Here is a 12,950-nt window from a genome sequence, read left to right on the forward strand (position 1 = left end):
GCCTTGATCCCCTGCGTGGCGCAGGCCAGGGGTCCGGCCGACGCAGCGCCCTCAATGCGCGATGGCTTCCTGCCGCACGAACATGTTCGACCAGGCCCGGTCGATCAGATCGGGGGTCATCTGATAGGGAATGCCCTCGAACTCGCAGATCGCGATCATCTGGTCGATCAGGAAGGTCGGCTGATAATTGGCGAAATTCATCCCGATGGTGGGATATTTCACCTTCAGCAGATGCATCAGCGCCCGCTCGTCCAGCGGCATCTTGCGCTTGCGGGCCACCATGGCGAAGATCTTCAGGAACATTTCCTGATTGGGGCCGTCGATCTTGATCTTGAAGAAGATCCGCCGCAGCGCCGCGCCGTCGAAGATCTCGTTGGGGTGGAAGTTGGTCGAAAAGATCACCAGCGTGTCGAAGGGCACGGTGAATTTCTCGCCCGATTGCAGCGCCAGGATGTCGCGGCTTTCCTCAAGCGGCACGATCCAGCGGTTGACGATCTTCTGCGGCGGCTCGGCCTGGCGGCCAAGGTCGTCGATGATGAAGATCCCGCCGGTGGCCTTGAGCTGCAAAGGCGCCTGATAGGTGCGCGAGACCGGGTTGTAGGCCAGGTCCAGCATGTCGAGGCTGAGTTCGCCCCCCGTGATCACCGAGGGCCGCTCGCAGCGGACATAGCGCTGGTCGTAGCGGTTCGAGGTGCGGCGCAGGCAGTTCGGGTCGTCGGTCACGCTCTCGGCCGCCGAATGCACGATGGGGTCGTAGACCGAGATGATCTGGCCCGCATATTCGATGGCGCGCGGCACATAGACCTTGTCGCCGATGGCCTTGCGGATGCCGTGGCTGATCGAGCTTTTGCCGTTCCCCGGCGGGCCATACATCAGGATCGAGCGCCCCGAGGTGACCGCCGGGCCAAGGTTGCCCAGAAGCTCGGGCGGCAGGATCAGCCCGCCCATGCCCTCAAGCAGCGCCTCGCGCGTCAGGCGGATGTCGCGGATCGACTGGTGGCGGACCTGTTCGGCATATTGCGCCAGCGGCACGGGGATGGCGCCGTAATATTCCGACTGCGACAGCGCGTCGAGCGCGCGGCCCTTGCCGCCGTCGGTCAGTTGATAACTCATTTCGTTGCCGGAATTGGCATGCATCGTGCCGGTGGCCTCGACCAGCCTCTGGCCGCGCGCGAGGTCGATCAGTTCCTGCGTCAGCGGGACGGGAAGCGAGATGGCGCGCGAGATCGCCGAGACCTGGTCCAGATTGGTGCGGAACATCGTCTTCAAGAGGATGTCGCGCAGCATCACCGGGGAAATGCCGGTATCGCCAAGGCTGCGCGGCGAGACCGGGGATCGCGTGCCCGAGGATTGGGTGCCCGAGGATTGTGCGGCGGAGGATTGCGTGGCGGGCCGGACGGCCGCGGGGTCGATCGGTGCGTTCATCTCATGCCCTAGATAGCGCGGGCGGATTGCCCTTCGCGTCCCCAGGATGACGGAAGAATTTGTCAGCCTTGGGGCAGGAAGGCGGCGAGAAGATAGATCACCAGCATCGAGGACAGCGAAAGCCCCATGGGAAACAGCTTCTTGCGCTCCCAACTGGTCCAGTCGGGGGTGGCGCGGCGCACGGCGGGGATGCGCTTGAGGATGCGGTGCAGGACCAGCGCCCCGATCGAGCAGACCGCGTAAAGCCCGGCGATGAACCAGGGGCTGCCGCCGACGAAGACCCCGGCCATGGCGGCGGCGAATTTCGCATCCCCCGCCCCGAAAAGCCCGATCATATTGCCGAAAAAGCCAAGCGCCAGCACGATGGCCATGATGGCAAAGCCCCAGAGCCAGCTTTCCCAGCCCACCGCATACCAGCCGACCAGCGCCCAGATCGCGGTCATGGCGATCACCGCCTTGTTGCGGATCTTCATCTCTTTCAGGTCGGTCCAGGCGACCCAGATCGCGACCGGGATGACGAAGGGCAGAAGGACAATGGCCTGGTGAACGGTCGGATTGGTCACGGCTTCAGTTCCTGACATTGGCATCAAGGGCGGCGAGGCTGCGGCTCGCGGCTTCGAAATGCTGGGGATGGGTGTCGACGGCCTGCTGCAAGAGACCCTTGCCCACCGAGACATCGCCCTGCTTGATCGCCGCCAGCGCAAGGGTGTAAAGCAACTCGGCCCGCTCGGTCTGGTTCATCTCGACCACGGGCAGGTCGTATTTGCGCTGCGCCGCGCGCGCCATGACAAGATTGTTCTTGGCGGTGAACAGGCCCGGCTCATAGGTCAGCGCGCGGGTGAACAGCCGCTCGGCGCCCGGATAATCCTGCCGGGTCAGCTTGGAAAAGCCCCAGTTGTTCAAGACGCCCGCCGGTTTCGTCGTCATCCCCGAGGCGATTTCGTAGAAACTGTCGGCCTTCTTCCAGTTCTTCTCGCTGTCGGCGATCATCGCTTCCAGCCGGTAGCGGTCGAAGGTCTCATGCGTGGGGGGGACGGCGTTCAGCGTGGCCTTGGCCTTGTCCCATTGGTTGGAGCGGATCTGGGCATCGGCCAGCATCACCCGGTCTTCCGCCGTGCCCTGGGGCGAGGCGACGACCGCCTCCCAGACCTGGGCGGCCTCGACCGGCTTCTGGGCGCGCACCAGCGATTTCGCCAGCCCGCGCATCAGATCGACCCGGCCGGGATCCTTCTGGAGCGCGCCCTGGAAATAGGCCACCGCCTCGTTCGGGTCGCCCACGGTGAGCATGATGTCGTTGAGGTTCGATTCGTCGATGACGTTGACGTCCTTGATGGCCCGCTGGACCTGGGCGTCGCTCGTCCTCTGGCAGCCCGCCAGAAAGGCCGCGCCGCCAAGGCACAGCATCAGCAAAACAGGGTGGCGCATTATGCGTCCTTTTCGTTGACTGCCCGTCTTTGTTCGCGCCGCCTTTGTGGCGGTTTTCGTGCCGGTCGAAGGGCGCAGCCCCGCCTGTCACAGCTCGGTCAGAAGCACATAACGCCCCTGTTCGCGCCGGACGAGCTGAAACCCGCCTTCCTCTGCCGCCTCATCATACACATTGCCCTCGGTTCGCGCGATAGCCAGTTTCAGATTGTCGCGGATCGAGTCCGATTGGCCACTGTCAAGCGCATAGGCCTGCTGGAACACCACCCGCGCCTCGCCGGTCTTGCCGCGTTCCATCAGCACGACGCCAAGGTTGTTCAGCGCGGGCACGAAGGCGGGGTCGATCTCAAGCGCGCGGCGCAGGGCCTGTTCGGCCTGTCCCAACCGGCCAAGCGCCAGATTGGCCGAGCCGATGGCCGAAAGCGTATCGACCGAGATGCCCTGTTCGGCGGCGGCGCGCAGATAGGCCTTCAGCGCAAGGTCGGGCTCGTTCGCGGCCATCAGGCGATGGCCGACCAGCAGCCCGTCCACCGCCTCGCCCCTGGGATCGGCGCCCCAGGGGGCGTTGCGCCCCTGATCCGCGCCGCAGGCGGCAAGGACCAGCAGGGCGGCACCGATGACAAAGCTACTTTTCAATTCGCCCCCGCGCCGACTTTCCCGCGCGCCGACCGCCGCCGCATGCCGCCCGCCGGGATCCGCCGCGCCAAAGCGCGCGCGGGCCGGCCTCAGAAGCCGCTCATCTGCGACAGCATCGTCGCGATGCCATAGACCGAAGGCCCGATCAGGATGACCATCAGGGGCGGCACGGTGAACAGCATTGTGCCAAGTGTCAGCTTGGTCGGCAACATGTTTGCCTTTTCCTCGGCCCGCATCACGCGCTTGTCACGCATGTCCGAGGAATAGACCCGCAGCGCCTCGGCGATCGAGGTGCCGAAGGTGGCCGATTGCACCAGCGTCGTCACGAACGAGGCCACATCCGGCACGCCCACGCGGTCGGCCATGTCCTTGAGCACGGTGACCCGCTCTTTCCCGGCCTTGACCTCGTTGGCGACCATGTCGAATTCGTCGGCCAGCGCCGGATAGCCCGCCCGGCTTTCGCGCGCCACGCGGATGATCGACTGGTCCAGCGACTGCCCGGCCTCGACGCAGACCAGCATCATGTCCAGCGCATCGGGGAAGCCCTGGATGATCTCGTTGGTGCGGCTCTCGACGCGCTTGCCGATCCAGTATTGCGGCAGGTAATAGCCGATGGCGCCGGGAGCCAGCACATACATCATCATCGACTGGGTCGAGACCTCGGCCGAGGCCGATTGCACGAGGCCGTAAAGCCCCCCCAGCACCAGGCCGGCGATGCCCAGCACCATCTTGGCGGCGTGGAACAGCCGCACTGCGCCCTTTTCGGGATAGCCCGCCCGCATCAGCTTCAGCCGGATCGCGGAAAGCTCCTCGGCCTTTTGCGGCTCAAGGAAATGGGCGTATTTCTCAAGCTTGTCGCCCTTGCCCCCGGCGCGGCGCAGCTTGTCGGGGCCCTTGCCGGTCTTGGCCTCGGCCTTCAGCTCCGAGAAACGGTCGCGCTGCTTGTGCAGCATGACCGGCAGCGTCAGCACGATCAGCAAAACCCCCAGAAGCCCCACCGCCATCAACGGACCCAGCGGGCCGAAGATTTCGGTCAGGGGCCGGGTGATGAAATCCAGCATGGTTCAGACCTTGATGTTGACCATGATCTTCATGAAGATCACGTTGAAGACGAGGAAGGCGCAGACGACCAGCGCTGCGGGGATGAAGACGGCGGTCTCTTTCACGTCGTCGTAGTAGTCGGGCTGGATCATGTTGATCATGATCAGCGCAAGGATCGGGAAGGCCGAAAGGAACATGCCCGACCATTTCGCCTCGGCGGTGATGGCGCGCACCTTGCGAAACAGCTTGAACCGGGCCCGGATCACCTTGGACAGGCCCTCCAGGATCTCGGCCAGGTTGCCGCCCGATTGCTGCTGGATCGTCACCGCCACGGCCAGGAAGCGCAGGTCCTGGCTGTCCATCCGCTCGGCGAAGGCCTTGAGGCTTTCGGAGATGTCGGCGCCATAGGCGGCCTCGTCGGCGATCACGCCGAATTCGGTGCCAAGGGGATCGGCGATTTCCTTGGCGACGATGCCGACCGCCGAGGAGAAGGGATGGCCCACCCGGAGCGAGCGCACCATCAGCTCAACCGCGTCGGGAAGCTGTTCCTCCAGCAGCGACATGCGCTTCTTGGCCTTGTTGTTGACCCAGACATAGACGCCGCCCACGCCCATCCCCACCGCGACCAGCGCGCGCACGCCCAGTTCGGCCTTGGTGCCCATGGTCAGGCCCAGGAAGGCGAAGGCGGCAAGGCCCAGCATGATCAAGATAAGCTGCGGCGGCGAAAAGGCGATATTGGCGCGCTGCGCCTTCTTGGCCAGGATCGAGTAAAGCGGGATCGACTTCGAATTCAGGTGCTGGTTCATCTCCTTGCGAAGCTGTTCCAGCACCTGTTCGCGGTTGCCGTTCTTTTCCAGCAGCGTCAGGCGGCGCGAAATGCGGTTGTTCAGGCTGATCGACTTGCCGAAGACGGTCAGATACAGGCCCTCGACCAGCACGACGACCGCGACGAAGACCATGATATAGATGAGCGGGGCGATGGAAATGGTCATGGCGCGGCCTCAGTTGATGGGTTCGTAGATCGAGGCCGGCAGGTCGAAGCCCCATTGCCGGAAGCGGTCGGAATGCGAAGACCGGATCCCGGTCGCGTTGAAGCGGCCGATGATCTTGCCCGAGGGCTCGACGCCGAGGCGCTCGTAGCGGAAGATCTCCTGCATCGAGATCACCTCGCCCTCCATCCCGGTGATCTCGGTGATCGAGGTCATCCGGCGCGAGCCGTCCTGCAGGCGCGAGGCCTGGACGATCAGGTTCACGGCGCTGGCGATCTGGCTGCGCACCGCCTTCAGCGGCATTTCGATCCCGGCCATGGCGACCATGTTCTCCAGACGCGAGATGCCGTCGCGCGGGTTGTTGGCGTGGATCGTGGTCATCGAGCCGTCGTGGCCGGTGTTCATGGCCTGGAGCATGTCGATCACCTCCTCGCCCCGGGTTTCGCCGACGATGATGCGGTCGGGCCGCATCCGCAAAGCGTTCCTCAGACAGTCGCGTTGGGTGACGGCGCCCTTGCCCTCGACGTTGGGCGGGCGGCTTTCCATCCGTCCGACATGGATCTGCTGAAGCTGGAGTTCGGCGGTATCCTCGATCGTCAGCACCCGTTCGGTGTTGTCGATGAACGAGGACAGCGCGTTCAGCGTGGTGGTTTTCCCCGAACCCGTCCCGCCCGAGACGATGATGTTCAGCCGGGTCGAGACGGCGGCCTGAAGATAGGCGGCCATTTCCTCGGTAAAGGCGCCGAAACGCACAAGATCCTCGATCTTGAGCTTTTCCTTCTTGAATTTCCGAATGGAGACCAGGCTGCCGTCCACCGCCACCGGCGGCACCATGCAGTTGAAGCGCGAGCCATCGGCGAGACGGGCGTCGCAATAGGGGTTCGACTCGTCGACGCGGCGGCCGACGGCCGAGACGATCTTGTCGATGATGCGCATCAGGTGGCGCTCGTCGCGGAAGGTCACGTCTGAAAGCTGCAGCTTGCCCGCGCGTTCGACAAAGACCCGGAACGGGCCGTTGACCAGGATATCGTTGACGGTCTCGTCCTTCAGCAGCGGCTCAAGCGGGCCAAGGCCCATGACCTCGTCGTAAAGCTCCTGCACCAGGGTCGAGCGGTCGGCGCCGTTCAGCGCCACCGACATCTCGTCCAGCGCCTCGGAGGACACCTGCGAGATCTCGGCCTTCAGGCTGGCCTCCGAGGCATGTTCCAGCGCCGAAAGGTTCAGGTCCTCCAGAAGCCGCTTGTGGATCGCAAGCTTCAGCTCCATCAGCCGGTCCTTGCGCTTCTTTTCCTTGTCGGCGGCCACCGCCTCGGCGGGCGAGCGCGCCACAACCGCAGGCCCGGGACGCAGGGTCGCGACCGGGGCCGGGGCCTTGGGCGCGGGCGCCGCCGCAGCGGCGGCGGCGACGCGCGCGACAGCCGGTGTCGCGGCGGGGGCGGGGGCGTCTTTGCGGAAGCGGCTGAACATCGGGATCGGACCTTCGTGAAATGGTTACGCCTTGCCCGCGCTCTCGGCGGCCTTGTTCAGGTCGTGGAGCGAGCGGGCGAGTTTCTGCACTTCCTTGCGCAGCGGATTCTTGGGCGCGCTTTCCGACAGCGGCAGGCCGTGGTCGTTGGCCTGGGTCACCTGGGCGCCGCCGTCGGGCAGTTGCACCTCGATCGCGATCTCAAGGCTTTCGGCCATGCGCTTGACCCGGCTTTTCGCCGAGAGATCGGTGAATTTCGGCGCGCGGTTCAGCACATAGCGCAGCTTCTCATGCGGCAGCGCCTCGGCCTTGAGGGCGCGCACGAAGCGCAGGGTGTTCTGGGCCGAGCGCAGGTCGAGCTCGATCATGGCGAAATAGACATGGGCCCGGGTCAGCACCGCCTCGGTCCAGGCGATCACCGTCGTCGGCATGTCGATCACGACGAAATCGAAATTCGCCAGCGCCATGTCGATCAGCGTGCCCAGATCCTCGCCGGTGATGATGTCGAGCGGCAGCATGTCCGCGGGCGCGGTGAAGACGAAAAGCCGGTCGTTGAAGCTTTGCATCGACTTGACCAGGCTTTCGCTGTCGGCCGATTGCGGATCGGTCAGCATCTCGAACACCGCTTCCTTGCGCGGCAGATCGAGATAGGTCCCGACCGAGCCGAACTGGAAATCCAGGTCCATCAGGCAGACCCGGGGCGGATCCTTGGGATCGGCGCCGGCCAGCTCCCACGCCAGGTTGGTCGCGAAGGTCGAGGCGCCGGTGCCCCCGGCCAGGCCGTGGACCGGCAACAGCACGCCCTGGCGGTCGCCCTTGACCTTGAAGGCGGGGCGTTCCTCGGGTTCGGCGGCGGCTGCGGGCGCCGCCGCGGGGGGCGGGGCGGCGGGGGTGCGGATACGCTCGATCGCCTCGCGCAGCGCGCCGTCGGGCAGCGGATAGGGCACGAAATCATCGGCGCCAAGCCGCATGAGCTGATGCAGCGCGACCGGGCTGATCTGGTTGGCGACCAGGATCACCTTGACGCCATGGCCGCGCGCGGCGCGGATCACGGCCGAGATGCGCGAAAGGTCGCCCTCATCTTGGGCATCGACGGCGATGGCGATGAATTCCAGCGTCTTGGCTTCGGGCTGGTCGAGAAAGATGAGCGCATCGTCGAAGCCGAGGTCGCCCCAGGCCTCGCCAAGCTCGCGTTCCATATCGTCGATGAGCAGCTCGAAATTCTGCACGTCGCGCGAAACCGTGCAGGCCGAGATCGGCGCCGGTTCGGGGTGTAGGGTGGCCACGCTCGTCATCTTGCCTCACGTCCTGTCTGGCGGCGGGCGGAACCTTGCCGGGCGCGGCGGCGCCACGACGGTTTCAGGGTCCCGAACGCCGGGCACGGGGTGATTCCCCGCGCGCTTGTTCCCATCCCGGGCAGAATGGCTGCGGAACTTGGCGAGATTGGGGCCGAAACGGCGTCAATCTGGGATATTGTGGCGGATCAGGGCGGCGGGCCAAGGCGGGGCAGGGGGGCTGCCGGGCGGTCGCGGCGGGAAGCGGCGACCGCGCGAGGGGCCGGGGCGCGCGCAGGCGGCGCCGCGCACGGGCCCGAGCGCCCGCACCCGGGAAGAGGGGAGGGCGGGAAGAGGCGGCCCCGGGACAAGGCCGGGCCGGAACGGGCCAGATCGGGAAGAATGGCCCCGGGAAAAGGTGGGGCCGGAAAAGGTGGGGCCGGAAACAGGCGGCGCGGGCGCCGCCCCCGGGGATGGGACCGGGCGCGATCCGGGCGGCGTCAGTTGCCGCCGGGGTTCACCTGGGTCTCCATGACCGAGTTCAGGGGATGCGGGCGCTCGGCCAGGCTGGTGGTGTAGGTCCGCCAGACGATCTCGGCATATTTGCCGTTCATCACCATGGGCGCGCCCTTCACGAAGCCGGTGACCTCGGTCACGGTGCGGCGGTTGCGCTCTTCGGGCTGGGCGGTCTGGATCACCGGGCGGGTCTTGCCGTAGCTGACCACCGCCTCAAGCCGCGATTTCGAGATCCCTTTCGAGGCGAAGTAATCCACCACCGCCCGCGCGCGGCGCAGGCCGAGCGCGTGGTTGTAGCCCTGGCTGCCGACCAGATCGGTATGGCCGTAGACCTTGAAGCGGACCTCGGGGAACTGGCGGATGAAATTGGCCTGGGCGTCCAGAACGGCGCGGGCCTCGGGCGTCAGTTGCGCGCTGTCGAAGGGGAAGGTGATGGTGTCGTTCACCTCCTTGTTGAACCGCTCGGCCAGGATCTGGGTGTAATCCAGCTCGCCGTTGTGCAGCAGGGTGTTGTGCATGGTGGGGTTGCCGAAGCGGCCCTCGTCCAGCGCGGCGCCGGATTCGCGGTCGAAATCGGGGCCGCAGGCGGCCAGCGCCAGGATGCAGCCGGTGGCGAGCAGCCGGGAAAGCGCGCGGGTCTGGATCGGGGCCATCGTCCTCACTCCATCACATAGCCGTAGGAGGACGAAAAGTCCTGCCGCGCCACCTCGCCCGCGGCGCCGCCGGGGGTCTTGGCGACATCGCCGTAAAGGAACATCTCGCGCTCGGTGGGCGTGCGCACCCGGTCGGTCGGCAGGGCGAGAACCTCGCCTCGGACCGGCGTCACCAGATGCGGGGTGACGATGATCACCAGTTCCGACTGCGCCCGGGCATAATCGGCCGAACGGAACAGCGCGCCCAGGATCGGCACGTCGCCCAGCCACGGCACCTGGCCGCTGAGATTGCGGAAATCGTCCTGCAGCAGGCCCGCGATGGCAAAGCTTTCGCCATCGCGCATCTCGACCGTGGTCGAGGTCTCGCGCCGCTTGAAGGCGTTCAGGGTGATGTCGTTGGTCTGCAGCGTGATCGAGGTGTCGATCGAGCTGACCGCGGCATTGATCGTCAGGTTGATGATATCGCCGTCCACCACGACCGGGGTGAAGTTCAGTTCCACGCCGAAGGGCTTGTATTCGACGGTGATCCGGTCCTCGGACGAGGCGACCGGGATCGGATATTCGCCGCCCGCCAGGAACTTGGCCTCCTGCCCCGAAAGGGCGGTCAGGTTCGGCTCGGCCAGTGTGCGCACCATGCCCTTGGTTTCCAGCGCCTCAAGCAGCACGGCGAATTCCAGCGCACCCGCCGAGAAGCCAAGCCCCATCGCCCCGGCCGACTGGGTCTGCACCGGCACGCCCGAGAAGAAGTTGTTGATGCCGTCGATATTGCCGGTGGCGATGCCGCCGCCCACGGTATTGCTGTTCGAATTGATCCCGATCGAGGCGGAAAGGTCCTTCGAGACCGAGCGTTGCATCTCGGCGAAGCGCACTTTCAGCATGACCTGCTGGGTGCCGCCCACGACCATGAGGTTCGACACCCGGTCGGGCGCATAGCGGCTGGCGAGGTCGAGCGCGCGGTCCATCTTGGCGGTGGAACTGACGGTGCCCGACAGCACGATGCCGTCATTGGCGGTGCGCACCTCGATGGTCTCGCCCGGCAGGATCTGCTTGAGGCGTTCCTTGAACTCGGCGATGTCGGGGGTGACATGGACCTCGACATTCGAGATCAACCGGCCGTCGGGCGACAGAAGCGTCAGCGTCGTGCGCCCCGGCGCCTTGCCCAGCACATAGATCGAGCGATCCGAAAGCGTCGAGATATCGGCGATGCCGGGGTTGGCGATGGACAGCTCGGCGAAAGGCGTGTCGCTTTCGACCACCACGGCGCGGTTCATCGGCACGTTGAGCGCGTTCGACGCCTGGCCGGTCTGGACCCGCAGCGCCTGCGCGAAGGCCGGTGTCTGGGTCGTGGCGGCAAGGGCAAGCCCAAGCGCCCCGGCGGCAAGATAGGTCTTCATGCTCATGTGATCCGCCCTTTCGATCACGCCTCGTTTCGGGTCTTTTGCGCCCGTTCGGTCCGGGTCTGTGCGCCCAATTCTTCACCCCAGAGTGCCGGAAGCCGGGATTATTTGCAAGAATCAAACGCTTGTATGCTTATCCTGATGTGGATAACCTGCAACATGCGCAAGTCTTGGTAAATTCGGCGGGGGGGAACCCCATATTCTGTGGCCTTTCCCCGGGCTGGCCCAGTGCCGGCTCGGACCCGCGCCGGACCCGGTTCTGTCGGCAGCGGAGCATCGGCCTTGATTGCCGGGCCCGGATCGCTCGCGCGCGGCTCAGTTGGTGCAGGGGATCGGCACCTCGATGACCTCGTCGCCCTTGCGGGTGCGGATCGAGCAGACCTGCGGCGCATCCACCGGCACCACCTCTTCATGCACGACGCCCAGGAGGCGGTCGCGGTCGACCTCGACCAGGCCCTGGACCACATCCTCGGCCGAGGCCACCAGCGACATCGACAGCCGCCCCGTCGCCTGGGCCTGGGCAAGCCGCGCCACCTGTTCGGGCGAGGCCTCGACCGTCAGCGTGCGCGCATTGCCCGAGATGGCCTGGCCCTGGCCGTCGCTGTTGTCGGTCGCGATGACGCGGATCGCGCTTTCGATCAGCCGGGTGACCTCGCCCGAGACCGAGGAGCCGCTCGATCCGGTCCAATAGATGTCGATATAGGATTCCGGCATGATGATATTGGCCACGCCCGAGGCCACATCGACCCGGATCTGGAAGGCGCGCATGTTCTTGCCCAGCTTGTCGGTCAGGCTCGCCGCCTCGCCCGGGGCGGTCACGCGGCTGGCGAGCACGATCTCGTTGGCCTCCAGCGAGCGGCTGAGCATGCGCGGCTTGTTGGTATCCTCGGGGAAGAGCAGTTCGGAGGCGGCGATCGCAAGCGCGGCCTCCGAGGCCTCCTTGCGCTCGCCCATGGCGACCAGGAAGGCGCCCGGCGGCAGGAAGCGTTCCTGGACATAGATCGGCTGGACATCCTCGGGCGTCAGGGGCGCGCCGAAGGCCATGGCGGATTTCGCGGCATAGACCCGCACCAGATTGCCGGTGCGGCGCTGCAATTCGGTCGCCTGAGCAAGCTGGCTTTCCTGCGCCCCGATATAGCTTTGCGCCAGATGGACCGCGCCGCCCGCAAGCGCCATGCCGATCACCAGAACCAGAGCGAATACTGCCCGCATACCTATTCCCCTACATTGTCGGCGGACATGCCACCCAAGATTGCCTTGCGCCTTCGTCCCGGGGGCGCGCCCCGGATCGTCCCGCCGGATCCCTCCGCCGTATCCTTCCGCCGGATTCCACCGCCGACCGCGCCCGCCCCGTGACCTATGGCGTCAGAAAGCCGCTGGCCGTCTCGACCTGGCCGCTGATCCCGTCGGTGACATTCTGCATGGATCCGCGCATCTGATAGACCATCAGCCCGATCTGTAGGCCGACGATGGCCGCGGTCAGCACCACCCAGTCGATGGTCATGGCGCCGTCCTCGCAGGTGATGAAGTCTTTCAGGTGCTGGGCCATGCCCCGGTCTCCGGTTGCTGATGTTCCCGCCCGCCGGAACCGGCGGATGGAGTCTTCGCCCCCATTTTCCATGGCTATTGGGCAGAATTGCGGCGGAACCATGCGCGCCGGAAGGCCAGGGGAGGTGCGCCCGCGCGCACCTTTACCCTGTGCGCGACGGGACCTTGCGGCCCCATGGCAAAGCGAATGGGCCGCGCCCCCTTTCGGGAAGCGCGGCCCCTGTCCCGGACGGGCCGGAACCGGTCGGATCAGGGGTTCGCGGCGGCGTTGATCGTGCCGGCGATGTTGGTCGACAGGCCGGTGACGGCCGGACGGATGGCGGTCATGACGATCAGGCCCAGGCCGACGACGGCGGCGGTCAGCACGACCCAGTCAACGGTGACAGCGCCGGATTCGTCGTTCGAGAAGTTCTTGAAGGTGTGCAGCAGCATTTTCGTGTCCCTTTCCAGGTGCTCAAGGTTCAATGATCCTTTGCGGCTTTTCCGACCGGCCTCTGTTCCGGCCGTCTTCCGCTTTGGATGAGCCTATATGGCCCCCGAAACGTGGCGAGATTGGGATGGGTTCGGGGCATTTTCACAGCAGC

Annotated in this window: 13 protein-coding genes; all 13 read right to left on the reverse strand. The window is 65.8% G+C overall.

Features of this window, described 5'->3' with window-relative positions:
- Positions 1 to 51: 51 nt before the first annotated feature.
- The 13 genes from ABNX41_RS08360 to ABNX41_RS08420 all read right to left on the reverse strand — a co-directional run bounded on the left by ABNX41_RS08360 (position 52) and on the right by ABNX41_RS08420 (position 12,795).
- Complete coding sequence (locus ABNX41_RS08360) at positions 52 to 1,287, reverse strand: DUF8689 domain-containing protein (RefSeq protein ID WP_438669362.1); 1,236 nt, start codon at positions 1,285 to 1,287, stop codon at positions 52 to 54.
- 200 nt (positions 1,288 to 1,487) lie between these two features.
- The gene (locus ABNX41_RS08365) at positions 1,488 to 1,988 is read right to left on the reverse strand and encodes an A24 family peptidase (RefSeq protein ID WP_438669264.1); all 501 of its coding nucleotides are present in this window, start codon (positions 1,986 to 1,988) and stop codon (positions 1,488 to 1,490) included.
- A 4-nt stretch (positions 1,989 to 1,992) separates the two neighbouring features.
- Positions 1,993 to 2,850 (reverse strand): tetratricopeptide repeat protein, encoded by an 858-nt coding sequence (locus tag ABNX41_RS08370; protein ID WP_438669265.1) that lies wholly within the window; start codon positions 2,848 to 2,850, stop codon positions 1,993 to 1,995.
- A gap of 87 nt (positions 2,851 to 2,937) precedes the next feature.
- Complete coding sequence (locus ABNX41_RS08375) at positions 2,938 to 3,483, reverse strand: tetratricopeptide repeat protein (protein ID WP_438669266.1); 546 nt, start codon at positions 3,481 to 3,483, stop codon at positions 2,938 to 2,940.
- A gap of 89 nt (positions 3,484 to 3,572) precedes the next feature.
- On the reverse strand, positions 3,573 to 4,544 hold the full coding sequence (locus tag ABNX41_RS08380) for a type II secretion system F family protein (protein WP_438669267.1): 972 nt from the start codon (positions 4,542 to 4,544) through the stop codon (positions 3,573 to 3,575).
- A gap of 3 nt (positions 4,545 to 4,547) precedes the next feature.
- Positions 4,548 to 5,516: a type II secretion system F family protein gene (locus ABNX41_RS08385; protein ID WP_438669268.1), complete on the reverse strand. Its 969-nt coding sequence runs from the start codon at positions 5,514 to 5,516 to the stop codon at positions 4,548 to 4,550.
- Between the two features lie 9 nt (positions 5,517 to 5,525).
- Positions 5,526 to 6,980 carry a TadA family conjugal transfer-associated ATPase gene (locus ABNX41_RS08390; protein WP_438669269.1) on the reverse strand — a complete coding sequence of 485 codons (1,455 nt, stop codon included), beginning with the start codon at positions 6,978 to 6,980 and terminating at the stop codon, positions 5,526 to 5,528.
- Between the two features lie 24 nt (positions 6,981 to 7,004).
- On the reverse strand, positions 7,005 to 8,273 hold the full coding sequence (locus tag ABNX41_RS08395; protein ID WP_438669270.1) for a CpaE/TadZ family protein: 1,269 nt from the start codon (positions 8,271 to 8,273) through the stop codon (positions 7,005 to 7,007).
- Positions 8,274 to 8,752: 479 nt separating this feature from the next.
- On the reverse strand, positions 8,753 to 9,421 hold the full coding sequence (locus tag ABNX41_RS08400) for an OmpA family protein (RefSeq protein WP_438669271.1): 669 nt from the start codon (positions 9,419 to 9,421) through the stop codon (positions 8,753 to 8,755).
- A gap of 5 nt (positions 9,422 to 9,426) precedes the next feature.
- Positions 9,427 to 10,821, reverse strand: coding sequence for a type II and III secretion system protein family protein (locus ABNX41_RS08405; protein ID WP_438669272.1), 1,395 nt, complete (start codon positions 10,819 to 10,821; stop codon positions 9,427 to 9,429).
- Between the two features lie 312 nt (positions 10,822 to 11,133).
- Positions 11,134 to 12,030, reverse strand: coding sequence for a Flp pilus assembly protein CpaB (gene cpaB, locus ABNX41_RS08410; protein WP_438669273.1), 897 nt, complete (start codon positions 12,028 to 12,030; stop codon positions 11,134 to 11,136).
- 145 nt (positions 12,031 to 12,175) lie between these two features.
- Positions 12,176 to 12,367: a hypothetical protein gene (locus ABNX41_RS08415; RefSeq protein WP_438669274.1), complete on the reverse strand. Its 192-nt coding sequence runs from the start codon at positions 12,365 to 12,367 to the stop codon at positions 12,176 to 12,178.
- Between the two features lie 248 nt (positions 12,368 to 12,615).
- A complete protein-coding gene (locus tag ABNX41_RS08420) occupies positions 12,616 to 12,795 on the reverse strand; it encodes a Flp family type IVb pilin (protein ID WP_438669363.1) in 180 nt (59 codons plus the stop codon).
- Positions 12,796 to 12,950: the final 155 nt, after the last annotated feature.

The sequence above is a fragment of the Pseudogemmobacter sonorensis genome (genome assembly GCF_042762395.1).
GTDB classification, from domain to species: domain Bacteria; phylum Pseudomonadota; class Alphaproteobacteria; order Rhodobacterales; family Rhodobacteraceae; genus Pseudogemmobacter; species Pseudogemmobacter sonorensis.

Excerpts from the sequence above, each read along its gene's own strand:
- ABNX41_RS08380 (WP_438669267.1), bottom strand. The coding sequence starts at position 4,544 with ATGCTGGATTTCATCACCCGGCCCCTGACCGAAATCTTCGGCCCGCTG.
- ABNX41_RS08390 (WP_438669269.1), bottom strand. The coding sequence starts at position 6,980 with ATGTTCAGCCGCTTCCGCAAAGACGCCCCCGCCCCCGCCGCGACACCG.
- cpaB (WP_438669273.1), bottom strand. The coding sequence starts at position 12,030 with ATGCGGGCAGTATTCGCTCTGGTTCTGGTGATCGGCATGGCGCTTGCG.
- ABNX41_RS08400 (WP_438669271.1), bottom strand. The coding sequence starts at position 9,421 with ATGGCCCCGATCCAGACCCGCGCGCTTTCCCGGCTGCTCGCCACCGGC.
- ABNX41_RS08360 (WP_438669362.1), bottom strand. The coding sequence starts at position 1,287 with ATGCTGCGCGACATCCTCTTGAAGACGATGTTCCGCACCAATCTGGAC.
- ABNX41_RS08405 (WP_438669272.1), bottom strand. The coding sequence starts at position 10,821 with ATGAGCATGAAGACCTATCTTGCCGCCGGGGCGCTTGGGCTTGCCCTT.
- ABNX41_RS08395 (WP_438669270.1), bottom strand. The coding sequence starts at position 8,273 with ATGACGAGCGTGGCCACCCTACACCCCGAACCGGCGCCGATCTCGGCC.
- ABNX41_RS08385 (WP_438669268.1), bottom strand. The coding sequence starts at position 5,516 with ATGACCATTTCCATCGCCCCGCTCATCTATATCATGGTCTTCGTCGCG.
- ABNX41_RS08415 (WP_438669274.1), bottom strand. The coding sequence starts at position 12,367 with ATGGCCCAGCACCTGAAAGACTTCATCACCTGCGAGGACGGCGCCATG.
- ABNX41_RS08370 (WP_438669265.1), bottom strand. The coding sequence starts at position 2,850 with ATGCGCCACCCTGTTTTGCTGATGCTGTGCCTTGGCGGCGCGGCCTTT.